We start from the raw sequence: 26,013 nt of genomic DNA, 5'->3' as shown, positions 1-26,013 counted from the left end.
TCCTGGCATCGCCAATGATCATGTCCCTGGAACCGCGAATGCTGTTCGACGGTGCAGTGGCGGCCACGGTTGCCGATACCGCCGCCCAAGCTGACAGCCACGCCACGGCGGACGCTGCCAAGGCACCGGTTGCCGACCACCCGGTGGCCAGCAAGGACACCCACGGCCAGACGGACAACACGTCAGCGGCTACGCCCGCGCCTGCTGCGACGCCCACCGCCGTACCCGGCCAGAGCGTGGTGTTCGTCGACTCGCGCATCAAGGACGCCGATAGCCTGCTCAAAGGCGTGGCACCCGGCACCGAGGTGGTCCAGCTCGACCCGACCAAGGATGGTTTGCAGCAAATCGCTGATTATCTGGATACCCATCACGGCGTGAGTACCGTGGAAATCATCGCCCACGGCAATAGCGGCGACTTGTGGCTGGGCGACACTTACCTGTCGGCCGATAACGTGGCGGCTCGCAGCGCGGTGCTGGCGCGCATCGGCAATGACATGAACGTCGGCGGTGACATTCTGATCTACGCCTGCAACACCGCCGCAGGTGACAAGGGCATCAGCTTTGTCGACTCGCTGGCGCAACTTACCGGGCGCGATATCGCCGCGTCGAACAACCGTACCGGTGTGAGCGGTGACTGGGATCTGGAAATCGCCACCGGCACCATCGAGAGCCATAACGTGCTGTCGGCCCAGTCCATGGCTGCGTATCAGTACAGCCTGGCGACCCTGACGGTCACCAACAACGGTGACAGCGGGGTCGGCTCATTGCGTCAGGCGCTGAGCGATGCCGTGGTGGGTGACACGGTGACGTTCAGCACCACCATGACGGTCAATCTGAACGCGCAACTGACCATTACCAAGAACGTCACTGTGGAAGGTGACCTGAACCACGACGGCATTGCCGATGTGACCCTCAACGGTCAGTACAAGACCCGGGTGCTTCAGGTCGCTTCCGGGGTCACTGCGACCCTCGACGGGCTGATCATCAAACAAGGCCTGGTGGCCGGCAATGGTGCTGCCGCCGGTACGGACGGCACGGCGGCCATGGGCGGCGGTATTTTCAACGCCGGCAACCTGACCCTCAAGAACGTCACCGTGACCAGCAACGCCGCTTCGGGTGGCGGTGGCGGTGGCGGGGTTACCTCACCTTACGTCGGTGGCGCGGTCGGCGGCGGCGGCGGCGGTGGCGGTGCATTGGGCGGGCAAGCCGGCGGTCATGGTGGCACCTCCGGTTTCGGAACGGGTGTGTACGGCGGTACGAGCGGTAGTGCCAACACGGGCGGTAACGGTGGCGGGTACAACCCCAACTACATGGGCGGTCGCGGCGGTAGCAGCAGCGGTGGCGCGGGCGGCGCGGGGGCTGCCAACTACAGCAGCGGTGGCGCGGGCGGTACGGCGAACAACGGCACGATTTCCATCGGCGGTGGCGGTGGCGGCTCCGGTTGGGATAAGCCCGGCAGGGCCGGGGCGTCGGCTGCCGGTGGTATTTACAACGCCAGTAGCGGCACCCTGACAGTCATTGGCACCTCGGTGATTTCCGGCAACATCGCCGCCGGTGGTGGCGGTGGTGGCGGTGGTGGCCTGGGCGGTTCCGCCGACTCCGGTGGTGCGGCCGGTAAAGGCGTCGGTGCGATCTGGAACAAAGGCACGGTATTGATGACCGCCGCCAACTTCGCGGCGCTGTCCGGTAACGTCGGTGGCAGTGGCTCCGGCGGTCCGGCGCAGGGCGGCGGTAGTACCGGTGCCAGCGTGGCGGCCGTGAACAATATCTTCAACGACGGCGGCACCGTGAACACCGCCTATGCACCGGCACCGAGCGCTACCATCGCGGTGGCGAACAGCGCCCTGCACATTGGCCAGACTTCGCTGGTGACCATTACCTTCACTGAGGCGGTGACCGGTTTCACCAACGCCGACCTGACGATTGCCAACGGCACGCTGAGCGCGGTGAGCAGCAGCGATGGCGGGGTGACCTGGACGGCGACGCTCACCCCGGCCAGCGCCATTACTGACACCACTAACCTGATCACCCTGGATAACACCGGGGTCCAGAGTGTGTCGCTGGGCACAGCCGGGGTTGGCACCAGCACGTCCAACAATTACACCATCGACACCGTACGGCCGACGGCGACCATCGTGTTCACCGATACCGCACTGAAAATCGGCGACACCTCACTGGTCACCTTCACGTTCTCTGAAGCTGTGAGCGGTTTCACCAACGCCGACCTGACGATTGCCAACGGCACGTTGACGGCGGTCAGCAGCAGTAATGGCGGGATCACCTGGACCGGGACATTCACCCCGACCGCGAGCATCACCGACACCACCAACCTGATCACCCTGGACAACACCGGGATCGCCGACCTGGCCGGTAATGCGGGCACCGGCACCACCGATTCGAACAACTATGCCATCGATACGGTGCGCCCGACCGCGACCATTGTGGTGGCTGACAGTACCCTTACGGCCGGCGAAACCTCGCTGGTGACCATTACCTTTTCCGAAGCGGTGAGTGGTTTTACCAACGCCGACCTGAGCATCGCCAATGGCACGTTGAGTCCGGTGACAAGCAGCGACGGCGGTATCACCTGGACCGCCACGTTCACCCCGACTGACGGGGTGTCGGATGCCACCAACCTGATCACTCTGGCCAATAACGGTGTCAGTGACCTGGCGGGCAACGCAGGCAGCGGCACCACCGATTCGGGCAATTACGTGATCAACACCGCGCACCCGACCGCGACCATTGTGGTCGCCGACAACGCTTTGACCATCGGTGAAACCTCGCTGGTGACCATCACCTTCAGCGAGGCAGTGACTGGCTTCACCAACGCCGACCTGACGATTGCCAACGGCACGCTGACTGCGGTCAGCAGCAGCGATGGCGGTATCACCTGGACGGCAACCTTCACCCCGACCAACGCCATCACCGATGCGACGAATCTGATCACCCTGGACAATACCGGTGTACAAAACGCGGTGGGCAATATCGGCCTGGGTACGTCCAGCTCCAATAACTACGCCATCGACACTGTTCGGCCGACGGCCACCATCGTGGTCGCGGATAACGCACTGAAGATCGGTGACACCTCTCTGGTGACCATCACCTTTAGCGAGGCGGTGACCGGCTTCACCAACGCCGACCTGACGATTGCCAACGGAACGCTGACCGCGGTCAGCAGCAGCGATGGCGGCATTACCTGGACCGCGACCTTTACGCCGAGCGCCAGCACCACGGATGCGACCAACCTGATCACCCTGGACAACACCGGCGTGTCCGACCTGGCTGGCAACGCCGGGAGCGGCAGTATCGACTCGAACAACTTCGCCATCGACACTCAGCGCCCGACCGCCACGATTGTGCTGGCCGACTCGACGCTGGCCGCCGGTGAAACCTCGCTGGTGACCATCACCTTCAGCGAGGCGGTGACCGGCTTCACCAACGCCGACCTGACGATTCCCAACGGCACGCTGACCGCTGTGAGCAGCAGTGATGGCGGTATCACCTGGACGGCGACTTTTACCCCGACCGCGGGCATCAACGATACGACCAACCTGATCACCCTGGCCAACGCCGGCGTGGCTGACCTGGTCGGCAATGCGGGCAGCGGCACCACCAACTCCGGTAACTTCACCATCGATACCGTGCGGCCGACCGCGACCATCGTCGTTGCCGACAACGCGCTGAAGATCGGCGACACCTCACTGGTCACCATCACCTTCAGCCAGGCAGTGACCGGTTTCACCAACGCCGACCTGACGATTGCCAACGGCACGCTAACGGCTGTGAGCAGCAGCGATGGCGGTGTGACCTGGACAGCGACCTTTACCCCGAGCAACGCCATTACTGACGCCACCAACCTGATCACCCTGGACAACACCGGCGTGCAGAACGGTTCCGGCAACGTCGGCAGCGGCACCACCAACTCGAACAACTACGCCATCGACACCCAGCGTCCGACGGCCACCATCGTGGTGACGGACACTGCGTTGGGGATCGGTCAGACTTCGTTGGTGACCATCACCTTCAGTGAAGCGGTGACCGGTTTTACCAACGCCGATCTGACAATCGACAACGGTACGCTGAGCGCGGTGAGCAGCAGCGATGGCGGCGTGACCTGGACCGCCACACTGACTCCGGTGAATGGCGTCACTCACAGCGGCAATGTGATCACTCTGGACAATACCGGGATTGCCGACCTGTCCGGCAACGCCGGTACCGCGACCACCGATTCCAATACTTACGCTATCGATAGTCAGCGCCCGACCGCCACCATCGTGCTGGCCGACTCGACGCTGGCCGCCGGTGAAACCTCGCTGGTGACCATCACCTTCAGCGAGGCGGTGACCGGCTTCACCAACGCCGACCTGACGATTCCCAACGGCACGCTGACCGCTGTGAGCAGCAGTGATGGCGGGATCACCTGGACCGCCACGTTCACCCCGAGCGCAGGCATCAACGACACGACTAACCTGATCACCCTGGCCAACGCCGGCGTGGCTGACCTGGCCGGTAACGCGGGCAGCGGCACCACCAGTTCCGGCAACTTCACCATCGATACCGTGCGTCCGACCGCGACCATTGTGGTCGCCGACAACGCCTTGAAAATCGGTGATACCTCGCTGGTGACCATCACCTTCAGCGAGGCGGTGAGCGGTTTCAGCAACGCTGACCTGACGATTGCCAACGGCACCCTAACGGCTGTGAGCAGCAGTGATGGCGGTGTGACCTGGACGGCGACTTTTACCCCGACCAACGCCATTACCGACGCCACCAACCTGATCACCCTGGACAATACCGGCGTGCAGAACGGTTCCGGAAACGTCGGCAGCGGCAGCACCGATTCGAACAACTACGCGATCGACACCGTGCGCCCGACGGCGACCATCGTGGTGACGGACACTGCGTTGGGGATCGGTGACACCTCGCTGGTGACCATCACCTTCTCCGAGGCGGTGACCGGTTTTACCAACGCCGACCTGACGATTGCCAACGGCACGCTGACCGCCGTGAGCAGCAGTGATGGCGGTATCACCTGGACTGCGACCTTCACTCCGAGCGCCAGCACCACCGATGCGGCGAACCTGATCACCCTGGACAACACCGGCGTGGCCGACCTGTCCGGCAACGCCGGGAGCGGCAGCACCGATTCCAACAACTTCGCCATCGATACTGTGCGCCCGACCGCCACGATCGTACTGGCCGATTCGACGCTGGCAGCCGGTGAAACCTCGCTGGTGACCATCACCTTCTCCGAGGCGGTGACCGGTTTCACCAACGCCGACCTGACGATCCCCAACGGCACGCTGACAGCGGTCAGCAGCAGTGATGGCGGCATTACCTGGACGGCCACCTTCACGCCAACCAACGGCATAAAAGACACCACCAACCTGATCACCCTGGCCAACACCGGCGTGGCTGACCTGATTGGCAACGCCGGGACCGGCACCACCGACTCGGGCAACTTCACCATCGACACCCAGCGCCCGACCGCGACAATCGTGGTGGCCGACAACGCACTCAAGGTGGGCGAGACGTCGTCGGTGACCATCACCTTCTCCGAGGCAGTCAGCGGTTTTACCAACGCCGACCTGACCATCGCCAACGGCACACTGACGAGCGTCAGCTCCAGCGATGGTGGCATCACCTGGACCGCGACCTTTACCCCGTCCGCGAATATCACCGACACCACCAACCTGATCACCCTGGACAACAGCGGGGTGCAGAACGCCTCTGGCAATGCCGGTGTGGGCACCACCGACTCGAACAACTACGCCATCGACACGCAACGTCCAACCGCAACCATTGTGGTGGCCAATCCGCTGCTGGGTATTGGCCAGACTTCATTGGTGACTATCACCTTCAGTGAGACGGTCAGTGGCTTCACGCTGTCCGACCTCAGCGTGGCCAATGGCACGCTGTCCAATCTGCTGAGCAGCGACGGCGGCAGGACCTGGACTGCGACCCTGACGCCGACCGCGAATATCAACGACGCCACCAACCAGATCATGCTCAACACCGCCAATGTGCTGGACAGCGCCGGTAACGCGGGCAGTACCGTTGCCCTGTCCAACAACTATGTGCTCGATGCCGACCGTCCCACCGGGACCATCGTCGTCGCCAAGCCGCTGTTGGGCATCGGCCAGACTTCACTGGTGACCATCACCTTCAGCGAAGCGGTGAGCGGTTTTGACCTGTCCGATCTGAGCGTGACCAACGGCACGTTGTCCAACCTGGCCAGCAGTGACGGAGGCAAGACCTGGACCGCGAAGTTCACGCCGACGGCGAACGTGACCGACCCCACCAACCTGATTGTGCTCGACAGCAGTAATGTCAACGACGCTGCAGGCAATGCCGGAACGGGACTGGCCATCTCCAACAACTATGCCCTGGACAGTGATCGCCCCACCGCGACCATCGTCATCGACAACCCGAACCTGGGCGTTGGCCAGACCTCGCAGGTGACCTTCACCTTCAGCGAAGCGGTGAAGCATTTCGATTTGTCCGACATCAGTGTGGCCAATGGCACCCTCACCAACCTGAGCAGCAGCAACGGCGGCAAGACCTGGACCGCTACCCTGACCCCGACGGCCAATATCAACGATGCGACCAACTTCATCGGGCTGGACAGCAGTAATGTGACCGACCGCGCCGGTAACACCGGCACTGGGGTCGCGATCTCCAACAATTTTGCAATCAACACGGTGCCGGTGGTGACACCTCCGACCGTCGTGGTCTCGGTCGGCGATCCGCAGTTCCGGGGCCGCGATCCGGCACCCCCGCAAACTGCGCCAGACCTGCCGTTGCAACCGATTGTCTTCACGCCGCCGACCGGCAATCTCGGTTCACCGCTGACCTTTGCACCGCTGTTCGAACAACGGGTACTGGGCGATGGCATCCGCCCACTGGGGGATATTTTCATCAATCGTGGTGCACTGAGCCCAAGCTATATCGCTCAGGTGTTCACCAGCAGCGACAGCGGCGGGAATGGTTCCAGTCACGGCTTCCTGGGCTTTGGCGGTGGTGATGGCGGGGTGTTTGGCAGCAGCACGCTGTCGAGCCTGTTCAGCCATCAATCGAACAGTGGCGACAGTTCGTTCAACGCGTTCGGCGACAGGTCGATCCAGCACGGCGGCGATGCATCACAGGGCCTGCACGGCGTATACGGTGCGCTGACCTTGGGCGAACAACTTCAACAACTTGAAAACACCGAGAAGCAGCAGATTCAGGCATTGGCTGCAGCTCTGAAACAGGTCGGCATCAGCGAAATGCAGGCCTGAATAAAAACCTGAAATTATGCAGTACCCGGGGGCAAACCAAGGATGAGAACAAGTCAGAAGCTATTCGGCGCCAGCCTGCTGGCGCTGGCCGTCAGCGGATGTGCAGTCACCAGTGAACCGATTGAACGCAGCGTCAGCGAGCAGCGCGCCAAAAGCGATTTGGCGAGCATGTACAAGGATCAGGAACCCCTTAGCGGCCCGCTGACGCTGCATCAGGCCATGGCCCGTGCAGTGAAGTACAACCTCGAAGGCCGGTTGAAAATCATGGAAGAGGCGTTGGCCAAGCGCCAACTCGACCTCGCCAGCTTCGACATGCTGCCGCGCATGGCCCTGGACGCCGGTTATGTAGGGCGCAACAACACCAGCGGCGCCAGCAGCCAGAGCGTGCGCACTGGCACCCAGTCCCTCGAACCCTCGACCTCTCAGGACCGCGACCGCAGAGTCGCCGACCTGACCATGGTGTGGAACGTCCTCGACTTCGGCGTCAGCTACATCAACGCCAAGCAGCAGGGCGATCAACGGCTGATCGTTCAGGAGCGCCGGCGCAAGGTCATCAACACCATCGTTCAGGACGTGCGCTCGGCTTATTGGCGGGCGGTGGCCGCCGAACGCCTGCTCAAGCAAATCGACAGCCTGATGGCGCGGGTCGATGCCGCGCGCAACAACAGTCAAAGCATGAGCGAGCAGCGCATCGGCGACCCGGTGCAGGCCTTGGGGTACCAGCGTTCGCTGATCGAAGCCACGCGCCAACTGGAAGAACAGCGGCGCGCACTGTCGTTGGCGAAAACCGAACTGGCGACCCTGATCAACCTGCCGATGGGCACCGAATTGACGTTGGCGACGCCGGAGGATTACCCGATTCCAGAGCTCAAGGTCGGCATGGCCAGCCTTGAGCAGGAAGCTCTGGCCAGCCGTCCGGAACTGCGCGAGCAGGATTATCAGACACGCATCAGCGCCGCCGAAACCCGTAAAGCCATGCTGCGGCTGCTGCCGGGGCTGGAGTTTTCCGCTGGCGGGCATTACGACAGCAACTCGTTTTTGGTCAACGACAAGTGGGCCGACTACGGGGTCAAAGTCACCTGGAACCTGTTCAACGTGATCTCCGCCCCGGCGGCCATCGACGTCGCCAAGGCCGGTGAAGAAGTGGCCAAGGCACGCCGTCAGGCGATGTCGATCGCGGTGCTGGCGCAGCTCTATGTGGCCAACGCCAACTACCGCGAAGCACTGCGCCAGTTCGAGACCAACCAGCAACTGTCGGATATCGACGGGCAGATTCTAGGCCAGTTGCGTAACCGCCATCAGGCAGCAGGTATCGGTGAGCTGGAGCTGATCCAGGGCGAACTGAACACCCTGCAAGCCGACTTGCGCCGCGACCTGTCGTACGCCGATTTGCGCAACGCTTACGGACAGATCTTCGCCAGCGCCGGGCTCGACCCGCTGCCGGACCAGGTGCAATCGACGCAAGTGCAGTCGATCGCCACGGCACTGGCCAGCCGCGAGGACGCGTGGGCCGCCGGCAACATCACCGTGCCGCCAGCCCATGCCCAGACCCAGTAATCTGCTGGCACCCACGGCCAGCATCAGCCGGGCACAACGCGAAGACCGCCACGGCCATCGCGGAGCGGCGATCCTGCTGACCGGTTTACCGGCCGCTGGCAAGTCGACCCTGGCCCAGGCGCTGCACGCCGCGTTGTTCGAGCGCGGCGTGCAAAGTCTGGTACTCGATGGCGATGGACTGCGGGTCGGGCTCAATCGCGACCTGGGGTTCGCCGACAAGGATCGCCAGGAAAACATCCGCCGCGCCAGTGAGGTCGCAGCGTTGCTGGTGGAAAACGGGCAAATCGTGATTCTGGCGATGATTGCGCCGCTGGTTGAGCTGCGAGAAATCTTCGCCCAACGCTTGGGTGAGGACTACCGCGAAGTCTGGTGCAGTGCTTCGCTCAACGTTTGCGAGCAGCGTGATCCGAAAGGTCATTACGCCCGTGCGCGCAGCGGTGAACTGCCGGGCTTCACCGGTATTTCCGCACCTTACGAGCCACCGGCCTCGGCCGCGTTGGTGCTCGACACCGGCGTGCTATCGGTGGACGCCTGCCTTGATCGCGTACTGACCTGGCTCGGCGAGTGCGCGGTGCTGCCGAACCGATGACTCGACCGGCGTTTTCCCGACTGCCGGTGACGGTGCCTCTGCCGGTGCTGTTGCAGGCGTTGGCGCAGATCAACGACAGCGACTGGCATAGTCATTTCAACCGCGACTATTACACGGGCGTCTGGAGCGGCGTAGCGCTGGTCAGCGCGGTCGACACGCTGACGGAACTCTCTCCCGGCCGTGGCGAACCGGTATTGCGTGCGCCATGGCTGCAAGACAGTCGCTGGCAACGCGCCTTGCAGGATTTACCGTTGGACATGGTCTCGGCAAGGCTGCTGAAGCTGGGCCCCGGCAGTCGCATTCACGAGCACCGCGACTACGACCTTGAGGGGCCAGCGGCCGATCTGCGGCTGCACATTCCGCTGCTCAGCCCGCCCAACGTCGACTTTCTGCTCGACGGTTTGCGTATTCCGATGAATGCCGGCGAATGCTGGTTTCTCGACCTGTCGCGACCCCACAGCGTCGACAACCGCGACAGCCGCGAGCGGGTGCATCTGGTGATCGATTGCAGGCCCGGCCCTTGGTTGGAACAGGCGATTGTCGAGGGCGTTTCAACCACGCCGGCGCCTGGCGTCGGTCATGCAGCGCAAGCGCTGGCACAGTTTCAACGGCTGCTGGAAAGCGATCCGCAGCTTTGCCGGATCTTGCAGGGCATGACTGACAACGAAGCCTTTATTGCCACCACCCTGAAGCTGGCTGCCGAGCGTGGTCTGGCGTTCTCCCGTGAGGAGTTGCGTGCGGCGATGCGCAATGGCCGTCACCAATGGAACGAACAATGGAGCGCCTGAACCTCGACGGCTGGTTGCCGATCCGCGTCTGGAAGCAGGACGGGGAGTGGCGGGTCGATTGGTGCTGGTTTGGTGATCAGCCGTTGCGTCAGCCGTTTTTTCGCGATGCAGTGGAGGAGGCGCTGCGCCTGCCATTCAACCAGGCCTTCCGGCGCCAGACTTCATTGAAAACGCTGAGTGATTGGCAGACAACCAGCCCGGGGCTGGCGCCGAGTGCATTCATTTTTCACGCCTCGCGCTGCGGCTCGACACTGATCAGCCAGATGCTGGCGCAACTCGACAACCACATCGTCATTTCCGAACCTCCGCCACTGGATGCCTTACTGCGTAGCGCACTGCCGCCGATTGAGCGCAACGCGGCCATTCGCGGATTGCTCTCGGCCTACGGTCAGTCGCGCCGAGGGATGGAACAACGGCTGGTGATCAAACTGGATGCCTGGAACATCGGTGAGCTGAAGCAGTTGCACGAGTGTTTTCCTGAAACACCCTGGCTATTTGTCTACCGCGACCCGTTGGAAATCGCCGTCTCCCACCTGCGCCGCCCGGGCATGCACATGGTGCCGGGGATGATTGGCGCCAGCGCGCTGGACGATGGGGCTGCGTTCGAGGGACAAGAAGACTTCATCGCCCGACGCGTGGGTCGGTTGCTGCACTTGGGCGCTGAATATTGCCGCGAATTTACCGGGCTGGCGGTCAATTACCGTGAGTTGCCGGGCGCCATGGACGGACGTTTGGCCAGGTTTTTTGCGTTGAATACCGAGCAGCAGACGCGGGTGTTCGGCGCCGTAAGCCAGCACGCCAAGCAACCGGCCGAGACGTTCGTGGTCGACGGCGAAGACAAGCAACGAGAAGCTTCGGCGTTGCTCAGGGCGCGGGTGAGGTACTGGGCGCGAGGGCCTTACGAGACGCTGGAGAAATCAAGGCTCGCCGCCTATCCCCTGTAGCAGCTGCCACAGGCTGCGTTCGGCCGCGCAGCGGTTGTAAACGTTCGTTCAGGTAGACCGAGTACATCGAATTGCGAGCGCTACGCACTCGAACGCAGCCTGCGGCAGCTGCTACAGGGATCAGTGTGGTTTGCCTTTAGCGCTAACACCTCAACCTTTCGACGACAAATCCGCCATGCCCTTGAGCAACTCGATCGGCAGCGGGAAGACAATGGTCGAGCTCTTGTCGCCGGCAATTGAACTCAGGGTCTGCATATAACGCAACTGCATGGCACCGGGCTGACGGCCGAGCATTTCGGCGGCTTGCATGAGTTTTTCCGAGGCCTGCAATTCGCCTTCGGCATGGATCACTTTCGCCCGTCGTTCGCGTTCGGCTTCGGCCTGTTTGGCAATGGCGCGGATCATCGACTCGTTGAGGTCGACGTGTTTGATTTCGACGTTGGCGACCTTGATCCCCCAGGCATCCGTCTGGGCGTCCAGCACCTGCTGGACGTCGAAGTTCAAGCGCTCGCGTTCGGCCAGCAGCTCATCCAATTCATGTTTACCGAGCACCGCCCGCAAGGTGGTTTGTGCCAGTTGGCTGGTGGCCATGAGGAAGTCTTCGACCTGGATGATCGCTTTCTGCGGGTCGAGCACACGGAAGTACAGCACCGCGTTGACCTTCACCGAGACGTTGTCGCGGGTGATCACGTCTTGCGGCGGTACGTCGAGCACCACCGTACGCAGATCGACCCGAACCATTTGCTGCACCACCGGAATCAACAGGATCAGCCCCGGGCCCTTGACCTGCCAAAAGCGTCCGAGCTGGAACACCACGCCGCGCTCGTATTCGCGCAGGATGCGGAAGGTCGATCCTGCCAGTGCAATCAGCAGCACCAACAGCGCGGCAAAACCCAGTTGCAGACCCATGATCATTCTCCCTGTGGCGCCGCGTCAGTCGCGGCCACTTCCAGCAGCGTTCCCTTGCGCGCCACCACCCGTACCAGTTGCCCCGGTTGCAACGGTGTGGCACTCAGTACCCGCCAACGTTCGCCTTGCAAATGCACCCAGCCGTTACAGGCACTGCCGGCCTGCAACGCCGTCACCGGCGTCACACTGCCGACTAACCCGGAATCGCCACTGACCGTTTCGCGCGGTCGGGTTTTCAGGGCATGGATCAGCAGGGCGATCAACAACAGGGCGCTGATCAGCGCAAGGCCGATAATGAGCGGCGTGGGAACATCGGTATTGCTCAGAATCACCGCACCGATCACAAACATCATAATGCCGCCCAGCCCGACCACGCCGTAGTTGGGCAGCAGCGCCTCGGCCACGATGAACGCAATACCAAATATCATCAGCCAGACGCCGAGCGGGTTGGGGACGATCAGCACGACCGTGTCCGCCGCGAAAACCGATCCGCTCAACCCCAACAACAGCGCCACTAAACAACACCAGCGAGTGTTCACTAGACCCTCCAGGAGAGTCATCCGTCTGCCAGCCACACAGTGGCCCTGTTTATAGTCTAGTTGAGCCTTTGGCTGGATGAATTTTGATCAATTTCTGGAAGTTTCCAGTGGGCAGATTTATCACCGGGTTCTGGCAGCAGGCCTATCCTTTAGAGGAGACGCCAACCTGTTTAATCATCGTCCGTCCGCCTTGCGACGGACACCGAGGTGCATCATGCGTATGGCAAGAACCGTGCAGCGCAGCCTGGAAGAGGCGCGCTGCGAATTTGACGTTGTCTCTCACCCGCACTCCGCCAGCAGCCTGGAAACCGCCCGGGTGGCGGGGATTCCTGCTGAGCGCGTGGCGAAATCGGTGATCCTCGACGACCACCACGGCCACTACCTGATGGCCGTGTTGCCGGCCAGCCGGCATCTGGACCTGACCAAAGTGCGTGGCAGTGGCGAATGGCAAGTCACCCGCGAAAGCACCCTGGCCCACCTGTTCAACGACTGTGAACGCGGCGCCGTTCCGGCCCTGGGCGAATCCTATGGCCTGGACATGGTCATCGACCCGATGCTGACCCGTCAGAAAGAGATCTACGTCGAAGCCGGCAACCACAACAACCTCGTGCACTTGAGCATGGACCAGTACCTGAAAATGGTGCCCCATGCCGAGGTTTGCGAGCTGAGTCAGTAGCCATATTGGCGGTGAATGCACCGCCGCCATCGCGGGCAAGCCACGCTCCCACAGGAACCGCCGTGTGTGGGAGCGCGGCTCGCCTGCGATGGACTGCGCGGCAGTCCCCGACCCTCTCACCAAAACCAGGAGCCCAGCCCCATGGAATCACCTACCCACAGCCTCCCCAACCTGTTCAAACAACTCGGCCTGCCCGACGACGCCGAAAGCATCGACAAATTCATCGCCACCCACTCACCCCTCAAACCCGAGCTGCACCTGGCCGACGCGTTCTTCTGGACCCAATGCCAGGCGGATTTCCTGCGCGAAGACATCCTCGAGGATTCCGATTGGGCGGAAGTGGTGGATCAGTTGGATGTGCTGTTGAGGAAGGGGCGGGGGGTGTAAAAATCCGAGGAAAAACGGCAAATCGTGCAAAAAACTGATGTGCGATGAAAAAATCTGGATGAAATCGGTGTTTGTGAATTTTTTCTGGGGTTGTTTAACAAGGAGCGATAGACCAGATTATCGGCCTGAATTGAGGTCCTAATGATGCAACGTGTTCTGGCCGACAAGGCTGTCAGCGTTTCCGAATTGAAAAAGAATCCGTCTGCCGCACTCAATGGTGCATACGGTGGACCGGTGGCAGTGCTCTGTCGCAACCGGGTGATGGGCTATATGGTTCCCGCCGAGGTGTTCGAGTCCATGGTGGAACGTTTGGACGACTTTGAGCTTGCCGAACTGGTTCGGGCTCGAAGCCATGAAACCCCGGTCTCGGTAACGCTGGATGACCTATAAGCTCGTTTCGGTGGTGGTTGTCGGCAAGCGTGAACTCAACGCCTGTGTACGAACGGGCTAAAAAACGCTAGGAAAAGTCCGTAACGGTTTTGCTCGGTTGCGAACCCTGAAACACCCCCCTATAGTTCGTTTCGTCGCCGCACATCGGCGACAGGATTTGGCGATCCTATTTATCTACGAAGCGTTAATAGCGCCCAGACTTCGTGCTTTCACCTTTTGGTGACGGCATGCTGTTCTATGGCGGCTGTACGCGGGAGACCTTCGGGTCTGCCGGTTTCGTAGATAGCCGGTTCGCCAACCTGCGTGCAGTTGCCACCCTTATTCGTTTGGCGACGGATGGGGTGGTTTCAAAAACTATCTACGAGGTATTTCAAATGCACCCATATCGACCACTGAGCACCAACCCAACCCCCGTCTGCGTTCTGGCCTACAACATCCTCGCACCAACCCATTTTCTCCACGAAACCGCCTGTAGCCGTATCCGTATCGGCACCGACCTACTGGAAACCCTCACCTCGATCACCCTTCGCGATCTCAATGACAAAGACTTCTATCGCCTGATCAACGCCGCGTATGTGTCATTGCGCGACGGGCTGGATTTGATGGAAGAGCTGCAACACCGCTTGGCTGCACAGGCGGCACAAGCGACCTAATGCGGTAACGATGCTCCGCGTCGATTCAAACTGAACGTGGAGCATCCGACGTTGAAATGCGATCCAGGGCTACTCCCGTAGCAGCTGCCGAGCCCGCGAGGCTGCGTTCGGCTGCGAAGCAGTCGTCGAATCAGGCAACGCATTCCTCCAGGTAAACCGAGGGCTCAGGATTTGCGAGGACTTCGTCCTCGAACGCAGCCTCGCGGGCTCGGCAGCTGCTACTGATCAACGCCGCGTACGTGTCATTGCGCGATGGGCTGGATTTGATGGAAGAGCTGCAACACCGTTTGGCCGCACAGGCGGCGCAAGCGACCTGATGCGATAACGATGCTCCGCGTCAGATTCACACTGAACGTGAAGCATCCGACGTTGAAATGCGTTTCGGGGCTACTCCCGTAGCAGCTGCCGAGCCCGCGAGGCTGCGTTCGGCTGCGAAGCAGTCGTCGAATCAGGCAACGCGTTCCTCCAGACAAACCGAGGGCTCAGGATTTGCGAGGACTTCGTCCTCGAACGCAGCCTCGCGGGCTCGGCAGCTGCTACGAGGTGATCCGTCAGCGCTCTTTAATTTGAGCTGCTTGAGTCCGCCGAGCAGCGAATTCAGCTTCAACTTCATCATTGCTCAGACCAATTCCGTCTCGCACCGAGCTACGTGCCACGTCGACTTTTCTTTGCAGGAAGTCGTGGTACTGCGTGGAGTCTGCGTTGTTGTGGCTATGCTCGCTTTTTGAGTCAGGGCGTTCGGTCATCGTTGATCCCTCCGTTCGATTGACGAAACCCTACAGAGATTTTCAGCATGGCAGCGGTTTTGGCGTGGCCTGCGAGATGGGTTTGATCACCAATTTGTTTCAAAACTTGACTGAATTTCCCCTCCAGTGCGATATTGATAGTTAGCAAACTAACAGTGTGCGAATTCTCCTGTGTCCCAGACCCTCGACGCCCTTCAGATGAACATCAGCAGTGCCATGGTGGTGGCCGCGCGGCATTGGCGGAAAATCTGCCAGACCACGCTGGTCAACTACGGCATTTCCGAAGCCTGCGCGGTCCCGTTGTTGATGATCGGGCGTCTGGGCGAGGGTGTGCGGCAGGTGACGGTGGCGCAGGCGGCGGGGATGGAGAGTCCGTCGCTGGTGCGTCTACTCGATCAGTTGTGCCAGGCCGGGTATGTCTGCCGCACTGAAGATCCCCTTGATCGTCGCGCCAAGTGCCTGAGCCTGACCGATACCGGCCGTGAATTGGTACAGGCGGTGGAAGTCGAGTTGGTGCGCTTGCGCCGTGTGGTGCTCGAAGGCATCGATCCGGCGGATCTGGAGGCGGCGTTGCGGGTGATTCGAGCGTTCGAGACGGCAGAGCAGCAGTTACCGGTGACCCCCTCGTGAACGGATTTTTTAGCGGCATACCGCCGGCTCGCGACTGGTTTTACGGCGTACGCACCTTCGCTGCGTCGATGATTGCGTTGTACATCGCCATGCTGATGCAAATGCCGCGTCCGTATTGGGCGATGGCCACGGTGTACATCGTTTCCAGCCCGTTCGTCGGGCCAACCAGTTCCAAGGCGTTGTACCGCGCCATCGGCACCTTGACCGGTGCGGCAGCGGCGCTGCTGTTTGTGCCGATGTTCGTCCAGAGCCCGTATGTGCTGGTGCTGGTCATCGCGCTGTGGACCGGCATCCTGCTGTTTCTGTCGATGCATTTGCGCACGGCCAATAACTACGCACTGATGCTCGCCGGTTACACCTTGCCGCTGATTTCCCTGCCGGTGGTGGATAACCCATTGGCGATATGGGATGTGGCGGAAGCGCGGACCGAAGAGATTTTTCTCGGCATCGTTTGCGCGGCGGTGGTCGGCAGTATGTTCTGGCCACGGCGGCTGGCGCCGGTGTTCGATGACGCGGTGAGCAAGTGGTTCAGCGATGCGGTGACCTACAGCCAGCGATTCCTGACCCGCAATGTGCAGCCCGACGAGGTCAGCTCACTGCGTGCGTCGATGGTTGCGACCTTCAACTCCCTCGAATTGATGATCGGCCAGTTGCCCCACGAAGGTGCGCGGCCGCAAACCGTGCGCAACACCAAGGAACTGCGCGGGCGGATGATTCACCTGCTGCCGGTGGTGGATGCGCTGGACGATGCGCTGTATGCCTTGCAGCGACGCACTCCCGAACTTGTGGATAAGTTCGCGCCGCTGCTGGCCGCGACCATTGATTGGCTTGACCGTACAGACGCTTCGGTCGAGCACTGGCAAGCGCTACGCCATCAGCTCGAAGCCCTGCAACCGAGTGCCGAAGCGCTGGACGATCGTAAGCAATTGCTGTTTTCCAACGCGCTGTATCGCCTCGGTGAATGGATCGATTTGTGGCAAGACCTGCGCAGCCTGCAAGAGGCGATTCGCTGCGAAAGCCAGGACAACTGGCGTGCGGTCTACCGCCATTGGCGGCTGGGTCGGCTGACACCTTTTCTTGATCGTGGCCTGATGCTGTATTCGGCGGCGTCGACGGTGCTGGCGATCATTGTCGCCTCGGTATTGTGGATTCTGCTCGGCTGGACCGACGGCGGCAGCGCGGTGATTCTGGCGGCGGTGGCGTGCAGCTTTTTCGCCGCGATGGACGACCCGGCACCGCAGATTTACCGGTTCTTTTTCTGGACCGCGATGTCGGTGCTGTTCGCCAGCCTTTATCTGTTTTTGATCCTGCCGAATTTGCATGACTTCCCGATGCTGGTGCTCGCATTCGCCGTGCCGTTTATCTGCGTCGGCACCCTGACCGTAAACCCGCGGTTTTACCTCGGCATGCTGCTGACCATCGTCAACACCTCGTCCTTTATCAGCATCCAGGGCGCCTACGACGCGGACTTTTTGAGCTTCGCCAATTCCAACCTCGCCGGCCCCATCGGCTTGTTGTTTGCCTTCATCTGGACCCTGGTGGCGCGCCCCTTCGGCTCGGAGCTGGCGGCCAAGCGCCTGACCCGTTTCAGCTGGCGCGACATCGTCGGCATGACCGAGCCGGCGAACCTCGCCGAACACCGACACCTGGGCGTACGGATGCTTGATCGGCTGATGCAGCATTTGCCGCGCTTGGCGATGACCGGTCAAGACACCGGAATCGCGCTGCGCGAAGTGCGCGTGGGGCTGAACCTGCTTGATTTGCTGGCGTACGCGCCACGGGTGTTGGGTGTGCCAAACGTCTTGCTGAGTCAGGTGGTGGCCGAGGTCGGCGAGTACTTCAAGGCGTGTTTGAAGGCTGGCGAGCGCTTGCCGGCCCCGGCCCCGTTGCTGATGACCATGGATCGCACCCGCCGCGCACTCAATGGCCAAGGCCTGCAAGGTGACGGTGAAACCCGCCTGCACCTGCTGCACGCCCTCGCCGGTCTGCGCCTGGCGTTGTTGCCGGGCGTGGAGTTCATCGGCAACGAGACCGATGAACCGTTTCCCCAAGGTATCGATGGAGCACCTTTATGATCGGTGATCTGGACATCAGCGGGGTGTTCCTGCCCACGTTGCTGGTGCTGATGGGTATTACGTACGTGCTGTACCTGGTGGTGCACGGGTTACTGACGCGCCTGCACTTTTATCGTCTGGTCTGGCACCGGGCATTGTTCAACGTTGGTCTTTACGCCTTGCTGCTCGGCGCCGTGGACTCACTCAGTCGATACCTGATGACATGAAAAAACCTATTTTGACCCTTGGCCGTGTGGTGTTGACCCTGTTGGTGGTGACCTTCGCGGTCGTCGTGGTCTGGCGCATGGTGATGTATTACATGTTCGCTCCGTGGACCCGCGACGGGCACATTCGCGCAGATATCGTGCAGATCGCCCCGGACGTTTCCGGTCTGATTCAGCAAGTGGAAGTGCGCGACAACCAGTTGGTGAAACGCGGCCAGGTGCTGTTCAGCATCGACCAGGACCGCTTCAAACTGGCGTTGCGCCAAGCCAAGGCGGCGGTTGCCGACCGTCAGGAAACCCTGGCTCAGGCGCAACGGGAAGCCAAGCGTAACCGTGGCCTGGGCAATCTGGTGCCGGGCGAGCAACTGGAAGAAAGCCAGTCCCGCGTTGCCCGCGCTGAAGTGGCGTTGTCCGAGGCTCAAGTGTCGGTGGACAGCGCCCAGCTCAACCTCGACCGCTCGGTGATCCGCAGCCCGGTGGACGGTTACGTCAACGACCGGGCGCCGCGTGCTCAGGAATTCGTCACCGCAGGGCGTCCGGTGTTGTCGGTGGTGGACAGCAATTCCTTCCACATCGACGGTTATTTCGAAGAAACCAAGCTCGACGGTATTCATGTCGGCCAAGGCGTTGATATCCGCGTGATTGGCGACCGTGCGCGGTTGCGTGGGCATGTCGAAAGTATCGTCGCCGGCATCGAAGACCGCGACCGTAGCAGCGGCTCCAACCTGTTGCCCAACGTTAACCCGGCGTTCAGTTGGGTGCGTCTGGCGCAGCGGATTCCGGTGCGGATTGCCTTTGATGACGTGCCGGCAGATTTCCGCATGATCGCCGGACGTACCGCGACCGTGTCGATCATCGGTGACAAGCCCGAGCAGGAGCCAGCGCAATGAAAGTGGCCGCCTGTTTAGCGACGGCCGGTCTCGGCTTGCTGCTGTCGGCCTGTCAGGTGGTCGGTCCGGATTATCAGTTGCCCAAAGAAGCAGCGGTGCACCGCGAGGACTTTCAGGGCGATCTGACCGCGCACGGCCAGAATGTGGTCTCGGCGCCAGTGCCGGGCGACTGGTGGCGGCTATACCAGGACCCGCGTCTGGATGAGCTGGTGCGCCAGGCCATGGCCACCAACACCGATTTGCGAGTGGCGGCGGCCAACCTGTCTCGCGCCCGTGCCCGAGTCGAACAAGCCGAGTCGGCGGGCGGCTGGAGCGGTGGCGTGAAGGTGGGTGCCCAGCGCTTGCAGGAGTCTGGCGAGGCGTTTCTGATACCGGAAAAGGTTCCAGTGGCCAACGTCGGTGACATCGGCATCACCACGTCCTATCAGTTCGACCTGTTTGGCACCTTGCAGCGCGGCATCGAAGCGGCGAAAGCCAATGCCGACGCGACGCAAGCCGCAGCCGATACTGCACGAATCACTCTGGTCGCCGATGTGGTGCGTGCGTATACCCAAGTCTGTGCGGCCAACGAAGAGCGCGAGATCGCCGAGCACTCACTGGACCTGCAAGGCCAGAGCACCGCGCTGATCCAGCGGCTGCGCGATGCCGGGCGCGGCGACGAAACCCAGGTCACCCGTTCGCAAACCCAGTTCAAGTCCTTGCGCGCCGATATGCCGCGCTATGAAGCCGCGCGTCAGGCCGGGCTGTTCCGTTTGTCGATGCTGTTGGCCAAACCGGTGGACCAGTTACCCGCGGGCACCAGCAACTGCCATGAACTGCCAAAGATTGCGCAATTGTTGCCGGTCGGTGACGGTGCCACCTTGCTCAAACGGCGACCGGACGTGCGTCAGGCCGAACGTCAACTGGCGGCCGCGACGGCAGACATCGGTGTCGCCACCGGTGCGCTTTACCCGGATATCAGCATCGGCGCGACCGTCGGCACCGTGGGTATTCTCGATCACCTTGGCCAACCGCAGACCAATCGCTGGGGCTTCGGCCCGTTGCTGACTTGGACGGTGCCGTCCAACGGCTCCCGGGCGCGGGTGCGCGAGGCCGAAGCGGCAACCCAAGGCGCGCTGGCGCACTTTGACGGTGTGGTATTGAACGCGATCCGCGAAACCCAGACCGGTCTGGCGCAGTATTCCGCGCTGTTACAGCGCCGCGACGCATTGGCCGATGCCGAACAATCGGCGCAGTTGGCGGCGGACCAGACGCACCGCTTCTTCCAGGCCGGCCGAGCGTCGTTCCTCGCCGATTTGCAGGCGACCCGAACCTACACCGACGTGCGTGCACAGGTGGCTGCGGCCAATACCCAGGTTGCCATGAGCCAGATCGATTTGTTCCTCGCGCTGGGCGGCGGTTGGGAAAGCGGACGAACGCAAGGTTCACAGCCGACGAAACCCTGAGGCCATTGCTATGCTTTTACATGTCGGGTCCGCGTGGGTGGATCCGGCAGTCAAGGCTCGCATTGGTCATGGGGATTCGAATAATGAAAAACCCTTATGCTCCCGGCTTCTGGTGCGCGATTGTCGCGCTGGTGCTGCTCTCGGCTACGTATTTTTATGGCGTGATGCTGGCGCACCAGCTCGATAAGGCTTTGATCTTTCTCGACAGTGCCAGTGCGCTGATCGGTGTGATGTCGATCGCGGTCGTCGCCTGGGCGTCGCTGCAAACCCAGCGGATCAAGAAAAAACAACTCGAACAAGGCAAGACCCTGGTGATGATCTGGGACACCAAGGTGGCGTTGCGTCGGGTTGAAACGGTGTTTGACCGGTATTTCTGGGGCAGTTACTGGCAGCCGGGGCGTACTTTTCAGGAAGTCATGGGCGAACTCACCGGCACCCCGCTGGAAAAGAGCCTCGAAGCCCTCAAAACCCAATGCCTGGCCCTCGACAAACAGATCACCGATGAAGGCTGGCACTGGCTGAACAATGCCCGCGAACTCTCCGACGTGGCCAACGCCATGGCCCGCGAGCGCTATCAACTGGATTTCTGCGACCCACGCTCGGAATCACCCAATGGCGCGGTGATCAATCGGGATTTTGAAGTGCTGGTCTACACATGGACCGCGCGGCTGAAAAGCTTTGATCATCAGCTGGATGAGATAGAAGTGCAGTATTCCTGATCCGATGTTGACAGGACTACCGCCATCGCGAGCAGGCTCGCTCCCACATTGGATCTGTGATCAACGCAAATCCCCTGTGGGAGCGAGCCTGCTCGCGATGGCGATCGAATGATCAACGAGAATCCCGTCCCCCGCGCTCCATAGACACTCTTTCACCTTTAATCATTGGGCCGCCCCTCGGCGCAAATGCTAATCTGCATCCCACTTTAGCGGAGTCGAGCCGCAACCCGTCGAGGGTTCAGGGAAGACGACCACATTTTCAACAACGGACATCGATCGGGTCATTCATGAATAAATCAGCAGGCGTGCTTCTGGGAATTGTCGTAGCCATCGGTGCAATCAGTGCCGGCGGTGCCTGGTACACCGGCACAAAACTGGAAGGGGTGCTGCAAACCTCGATCGCCGACGCCAACAAAGAGCTGCAAACGGCGATGGTCGGTTCCAAAGGCACGGCGACCCTGGAACTGGTGTCGCTGGATCGCCAGTTGTTCAGCAGCACCGCGCATTACCGGCTCAAAGGTCAGGGCGAAATGTTCGGCGAAAATCCTGAAGGCGTAGAGCTGCTGTTCGTTGACCACATCGAACACGGCCCGCTGCCATTCTCGCGTCTGGTTTCGCTGAAATGGCTGCCGGTCATGGCCACCAGTCACTACTCGCTGGAAAAGACCCCGCTGACTGAAAAATGGTTCGCTGCCACCAAGGACCTGTCCCCGCTCAAGGGTGTGGTCAACATCGGCTATGACCGTGCCACCAGCGGCAACATTGAACTACTGCCAGTCGACACGGCACTGGATGACAAATCCACGCTGAAGTTTTCCGGTCTGAACCTCGACGTGTCGGCCAGCGCCCAGGCACAGAAGGTCAAAGCTGACGGTTACATGGACAGCCTCACGCTGACCAGCGTTGCCGAAGATCAGTCTCCGGTGAAAGTCGAATTGAATGGCCTGACCCTGGCCAGCAACCTCAGCAAAAGCAGCTATGGCTACTACCTGGGGGAAAACGTCGTCGAGCTGACCAGCACCAAGACTACCTTTGGCGACAAACAGTCGGTGATGACCTTCAAGAACACTGAAATGAAGAGCTCCACCACTGAGTCCGGGACCAATGCGGCCGGTCGTGCTGATTACAAGATTGGCGAAATCGCCCTCAACGACAAGGCACTCGGCTCCGCGCAAATGGCCTGGAGCATGAAAAACCTCGATATCCCGTCGACGCTATCGCTGGTGCAGATCTACCAGAGCAAACTGCAACCGTACGAAGCGGCGGCCGCTGCTGCTGCCGCGGCAGGTGAACCGGCGCCCGAGTTGAACCTGACCGATGCCGAACAGGCGCAGGTCAAGGCGGGTCTGGAGACGCTGCTGGCCGCCCAGCCACAAGTCGCGCTGGAGAACTTTTCGTTCACCACCCCGAATGGCGTAAGCCGCACCAGCCTGGTAATTGACCTGACCAAGCCAACATCGATGGACCTGCCACCCGACCAGTTGGGCAAGCAAATGATTGCCCTGCTGGACTTCAATCTGAAGATCTCCAAGCCGATGATCACCGATCTGGTGAGTGTGCAGGCGCAGATGGAAGGCCAGACCGATGCCAAAGCCATTGCGGAGCAAGCCAGCGCGACCAGCGACATGGTCAGCAGCATGGCCGTCGGTACGCAACTGGCGACGCTGGATGGCAACGACATCGTTTCCAAGCTGCACTACACCAACAATCAGGTGGACTTCAACGGCCAGAAAATGACCGTCGAACAGTTCGTCGGTTTCGTGATGAGCAAGCTCAACACTGCTGGCGCACCCCAGTAAACGACCCACCGCTGGACTTAAGCGAACGCTCTAGACCGCAGGTTACAAGCTAGCGCCCGGCCCTCCGAACTTGCGGATTGGCTGGGCGTTTTGCTGTCTGGTGCCCGCAAATCAAGGCTGTAGGGTGCACGGGGGTTAAGCCGTTGTACTGAATCTGAATAAATGTTGTGTTCCTGATAGTGGTCTAACCTTGCGTGAAATACTGCGTTTGCAAAACTTTGTCGGGTGATTGCCCGACTTCCCGTTTCGAACCAGGCAAGGGGGGTATGAGACTCCGGCTCGCCATGTAAGGATGCTGACGAATGCCACGTATTGCTCGTCCTTTTATTGTTCTTGGCTTGCGCCCTCTGATTCGCGTGGCCTTGTGCAGCCAACTGCTTTGGCCGAGTCTGGCGTTCGCGGATACCGCCTACGACCAAATGATTCGCGATGCGCGTACTGGTAACTACGCACCGGTGTTGACGCTGTTACGCAACGTGCCTGCTAACCAGGTGACAACCGGCCAGGTCAGCGACCATTTGCAGATCGCCAGTTGGGCCGGTCTCGACGCCGAAGTGGTTCAGGTCTATGAAACCCAGGGGCGCAACCGGGTGCTGCCGATTCAGGCGCTGACCGCCACCGCTCGTGCCTACCGCAATCTCAAGCGCTGGGACTCTGCCACCGAGCTCTACCGCAAGGCACTGGCGCTCGAACCTGCGAATGCTGACCTGCAACTCGGCCTGGCCATGACCCAGGCTGATTCTGGAAACCCCGTCGAGGCCGTCAACCGTGCCAAGGCTCTCGTCGCGGCCAAACCTGACGATCCGGCCCGGCGCCTGGCGCTGGGCTACGCCTTGACCCGTTCCGGTGCGACCTATGACGCGTTGTTCGAATACGACCAGGCGTTCATCCGCGCCGGGAGCAAACCTGAAGTCGCCCGCGAATACGTTTTCGCCCTGCAACGCGCACGGCTGCCAGAGCCGGCTTTGCGTCTGGCCCGTCAACGTCCGGGGTTGATCGATCCGGTGACGCAGCGCCGCCTCGAAGGTGATGTGGCGGCAGAGCGCGTGCGGCTGGCGGAATTTGCCACGCGCAGTGAAAAAGAACGTTACGACATCGCCGATCGTGCCTTGAGCGACTACGACCAGTTGCTGGCGACCTGGACCCCGGATGCACAGGCTCACGACGACGTGGTTCGTTGGCGCATCGACCGCATGGGCGCACTCAAGGCCCGCGCGCGCACGGCTGAGGTCATCGGCGAATACCAGAAACTGCTCGCTGAAAACGTGAAAATTCCAACCTACGCCATGCGTTGGGTGGCGGCTTCCTATCTGGATCAACGTCAACCGGAAGTCGCCACAGACTTGTATCGTCAAGTGCTGGCCGCACCGGACGCCGACTCGGCTGACCGGGTCGAAGACACTACCGCGCTGTTCTACGCCTTGATGGAAAGCGACAAGCCGAAGGACGCACGCAGCGTCGCCGAAAACCTGGCCAAGACTCAAAACCCGCGGGTGGAGCTCAAAGGCTTGCCGATCGGCAATCCCAACGATTCATGGATGGACGCTCAACAACTGGCCGCCCAGGCGGGCATCTATAGCGGTAACTTGCCCGCTAGCCAGCAAGGCCTGGATGCCTTGGTCGAACAAGCACCGGGCAACGTCGGTTTGCGTCTGGCGCAGGCGAATGTCTACCTGGCGCGTGCCTGGCCACGCCGTGCAGAAAATCTGCTCAAGGAAACCGAGAGCATGGCGCCGCGCGATATCGGTCTGGAAGTCGCGCAGGGGCATACCGCGCAGGATTTGCAGGAGTGGCGCCAGCTCGATGCGTTGACCGATGACGTCGCTGCGCGATTCCCGGACAACCGTGCGGTGCAGCGTTTGGAGCGTCAGCGTGAGGTGCACGACATGGCCGAACTGCGCGTGTCGACCTATGGCGGCAAGAGTTACGGCGGTGGCAGCAACGGTGCCGGCGCAGTAGCTGGCAGCAAGGACTTTGGCATTGAGACCACGCTCTACAGTCCTCCCATCGATGAGGACTGGCGTGTGTTTGCAGGTGCCGGTTATGCCACCGGTGACTTCCAGGAAGGCACCGGTCGTGACCGCGTCGAACGGCTCGGTGTTGAGCGACGAACCCGCGACATGACGCTGGAAGCGGAAGTCTCCAATCACAACTTCGGCTATGGCAACAAACAGGGCGCGCGCCTGGCGATTGCCCGCGACATCAATGATGCCTGGCAGTACGGCGGCAGCCTCGACTACCTCTCGGCCAATACGCCGCTGCGGGCACTGAACAGTGACGTCACCGCCAACGGCGGCAGCGGTTTCCTGCGCTGGCGCGCCAACGAAAGCCGCGAGTGGAAACTGGCGGTCAGCCCGTCGCACTTCAGCGATGGCAACAATCGTCTCGAGGCGTTGCTGACCGGACGCGAAGGCGTGTACAGCGCGCCGGGGGTGCAGGTCGACCTCGGTCTGGAAGTTGGCACCAGCCACAACAGCAAAAATGAAGACGTTCCGTACTTCAACCCAAAGTCGGACTTCAGCGTCCTGCCGACGGTCAGCGTCAATCACGTTCTCTATCACCGCTACGAAACTTCGTGGAGTCAGCAGTTCCAGGTCGGTGCCGGTACCTACAGCCAGCGTGATTACTCCACTGGCGGTGTAGGCCTGCTCAGCTACGGCCAGCGCTTCAGCTGGAATGATGTGTTCGAGGTCGGTGCTGCGTTGAGCGCGATCAATAGGCCCTTCGACGGCGAGCGTGAAACCGATCTGCGCCTGCTCGTCGACCTTACCTACCGTTTCTAGAAGAGTTTGAA

19 protein-coding genes and 1 pseudogene are annotated in these 26,013 nt (G+C 61.2%); 17 read left to right on the top strand and 3 right to left on the bottom strand.

Annotated elements, in window-relative coordinates; all coding sequences use genetic code 11:
• Positions 1 to 14: 14 nt before the first annotated feature.
• The 5 genes from BK659_RS23005 to BK659_RS22985 are packed head-to-tail and all read left to right on the top strand — an operon-like array spanning position 15 to position 11,158.
• Positions 15 to 7,280, top strand: a complete 7,266-nt coding sequence (locus BK659_RS23005; protein ID WP_404942544.1) for an Ig-like domain-containing protein — start codon at positions 15 to 17, stop codon at positions 7,278 to 7,280.
• A gap of 42 nt (positions 7,281 to 7,322) precedes the next feature.
• Complete coding sequence (locus BK659_RS23000) at positions 7,323 to 8,837, top strand: TolC family protein (protein ID WP_123427352.1); 1,515 nt, start codon at positions 7,323 to 7,325, stop codon at positions 8,835 to 8,837.
• Positions 8,821 to 9,426 carry an adenylyl-sulfate kinase gene (gene cysC / locus BK659_RS22995; protein WP_123427350.1) on the top strand — a complete coding sequence of 202 codons (606 nt, stop codon included), beginning with the start codon at positions 8,821 to 8,823 and terminating at the stop codon, positions 9,424 to 9,426. Before BK659_RS23000 ends, cysC begins: the two co-directional genes overlap by 17 nt.
• Positions 9,423 to 10,214, top strand: coding sequence for an aspartyl/asparaginyl beta-hydroxylase domain-containing protein (locus BK659_RS22990; RefSeq protein WP_123427404.1), 792 nt, complete (start codon positions 9,423 to 9,425; stop codon positions 10,212 to 10,214). The genes cysC and BK659_RS22990 overlap by 4 nt, the downstream gene beginning before the upstream one ends.
• The gene (locus tag BK659_RS22985; RefSeq protein ID WP_123427349.1) at positions 10,202 to 11,158 is read left to right on the top strand and encodes a sulfotransferase family protein; all 957 of its coding nucleotides are present in this window, start codon (positions 10,202 to 10,204) and stop codon (positions 11,156 to 11,158) included. The genes BK659_RS22990 and BK659_RS22985 overlap by 13 nt, the downstream gene beginning before the upstream one ends.
• 150 nt (positions 11,159 to 11,308) lie before the next feature.
• On the opposite strand, the gene BK659_RS22980 is transcribed toward BK659_RS22985, so the two are convergent.
• On the bottom strand, positions 11,309 to 12,067 hold the full coding sequence (locus tag BK659_RS22980; protein WP_123427347.1) for a slipin family protein: 759 nt from the start codon (positions 12,065 to 12,067) through the stop codon (positions 11,309 to 11,311).
• Between the two features lie 2 nt (positions 12,068 to 12,069).
• A complete protein-coding gene (locus BK659_RS22975; protein WP_123427345.1) occupies positions 12,070 to 12,606 on the bottom strand; it encodes an NfeD family protein in 537 nt (178 codons plus the stop codon).
• Positions 12,607 to 12,820: 214 nt separating this feature from the next.
• Here BK659_RS22975 and BK659_RS22970 point away from each other — a divergent pair, with 214 nt between their 5' ends.
• The 4 genes from BK659_RS22970 (at position 12,821) to BK659_RS22955 (ending at position 14,712) form a co-directional block, all read left to right on the top strand.
• Entirely contained in the window at positions 12,821 to 13,282 is a 462-nt protein-coding gene (locus BK659_RS22970; protein ID WP_123427343.1) for an aminoacyl-tRNA deacylase, read from the top strand.
• A 141-nt stretch (positions 13,283 to 13,423) separates the two neighbouring features.
• Positions 13,424 to 13,669: a DUF2789 domain-containing protein gene (locus BK659_RS22965; protein WP_123427341.1), complete on the top strand. Its 246-nt coding sequence runs from the start codon at positions 13,424 to 13,426 to the stop codon at positions 13,667 to 13,669.
• Between the two features lie 144 nt (positions 13,670 to 13,813).
• Entirely contained in the window at positions 13,814 to 14,059 is a 246-nt protein-coding gene (locus tag BK659_RS22960) for a type II toxin-antitoxin system Phd/YefM family antitoxin (protein WP_123427402.1), read from the top strand.
• Between the two features lie 227 nt (positions 14,060 to 14,286).
• Complete coding sequence (locus BK659_RS22955) at positions 14,287 to 14,712, top strand: hypothetical protein (RefSeq protein ID WP_259740299.1); 426 nt, start codon at positions 14,287 to 14,289, stop codon at positions 14,710 to 14,712.
• Positions 14,713 to 15,263: 551 nt separating this feature from the next.
• Here BK659_RS22955 and BK659_RS22950 read toward each other — a convergent pair.
• Positions 15,264 to 15,398: pseudogene (locus BK659_RS22950) on the bottom strand (antitoxin of toxin-antitoxin stability system); the annotation flags it as partial.
• Between the two features lie 258 nt (positions 15,399 to 15,656).
• Here BK659_RS22950 and BK659_RS22945 point away from each other — a divergent pair.
• From BK659_RS22945 to pgaA, 8 genes are all read left to right on the top strand, one after another.
• Positions 15,657 to 16,088, top strand: a complete 432-nt coding sequence (locus BK659_RS22945; RefSeq protein WP_123427339.1) for a MarR family winged helix-turn-helix transcriptional regulator — start codon at positions 15,657 to 15,659, stop codon at positions 16,086 to 16,088.
• Complete coding sequence (locus BK659_RS22940) at positions 16,085 to 18,163, top strand: FUSC family protein (RefSeq protein ID WP_123427337.1); 2,079 nt, start codon at positions 16,085 to 16,087, stop codon at positions 18,161 to 18,163. Before BK659_RS22945 ends, BK659_RS22940 begins: the two co-directional genes overlap by 4 nt.
• Complete coding sequence (locus BK659_RS22935) at positions 18,160 to 18,369, top strand: DUF1656 domain-containing protein (RefSeq protein WP_017478036.1); 210 nt, start codon at positions 18,160 to 18,162, stop codon at positions 18,367 to 18,369. Before BK659_RS22940 ends, BK659_RS22935 begins: the two co-directional genes overlap by 4 nt.
• Entirely contained in the window at positions 18,366 to 19,256 is an 891-nt protein-coding gene (locus tag BK659_RS22930) for an efflux RND transporter periplasmic adaptor subunit (RefSeq protein ID WP_123427335.1), read from the top strand. Before BK659_RS22935 ends, BK659_RS22930 begins: the two co-directional genes overlap by 4 nt.
• Positions 19,253 to 20,701, top strand: coding sequence for an efflux transporter outer membrane subunit (locus BK659_RS22925; protein ID WP_123427333.1), 1,449 nt, complete (start codon positions 19,253 to 19,255; stop codon positions 20,699 to 20,701). The genes BK659_RS22930 and BK659_RS22925 overlap by 4 nt, the downstream gene beginning before the upstream one ends.
• Before the next feature lie 83 nt (positions 20,702 to 20,784).
• Positions 20,785 to 21,420: an NADH:ubiquinone oxidoreductase subunit N gene (locus BK659_RS22920; RefSeq protein WP_123427331.1), complete on the top strand. Its 636-nt coding sequence runs from the start codon at positions 20,785 to 20,787 to the stop codon at positions 21,418 to 21,420.
• 287 nt (positions 21,421 to 21,707) lie between these two features.
• Entirely contained in the window at positions 21,708 to 23,219 is a 1,512-nt protein-coding gene (locus BK659_RS22915; protein WP_123427329.1) for a YdgA family protein, read from the top strand.
• 302 nt (positions 23,220 to 23,521) lie between these two features.
• Positions 23,522 to 26,002: a poly-beta-1,6 N-acetyl-D-glucosamine export porin PgaA gene (pgaA, locus tag BK659_RS22910; RefSeq protein ID WP_123427327.1), complete on the top strand. Its 2,481-nt coding sequence runs from the start codon at positions 23,522 to 23,524 to the stop codon at positions 26,000 to 26,002.
• Positions 26,003 to 26,013 lie beyond the last annotated feature (11 nt).

The sequence above is a fragment of the Pseudomonas brassicacearum genome (assembly GCF_003732225.1).
In the GTDB taxonomy this organism is placed as follows: domain Bacteria; phylum Pseudomonadota; class Gammaproteobacteria; order Pseudomonadales; family Pseudomonadaceae; genus Aquipseudomonas; species Aquipseudomonas brassicacearum_E.
Note: the sequence above shows the minus strand (reverse complement) of the source record. Positions and strands in the feature narration are given on the sequence as shown.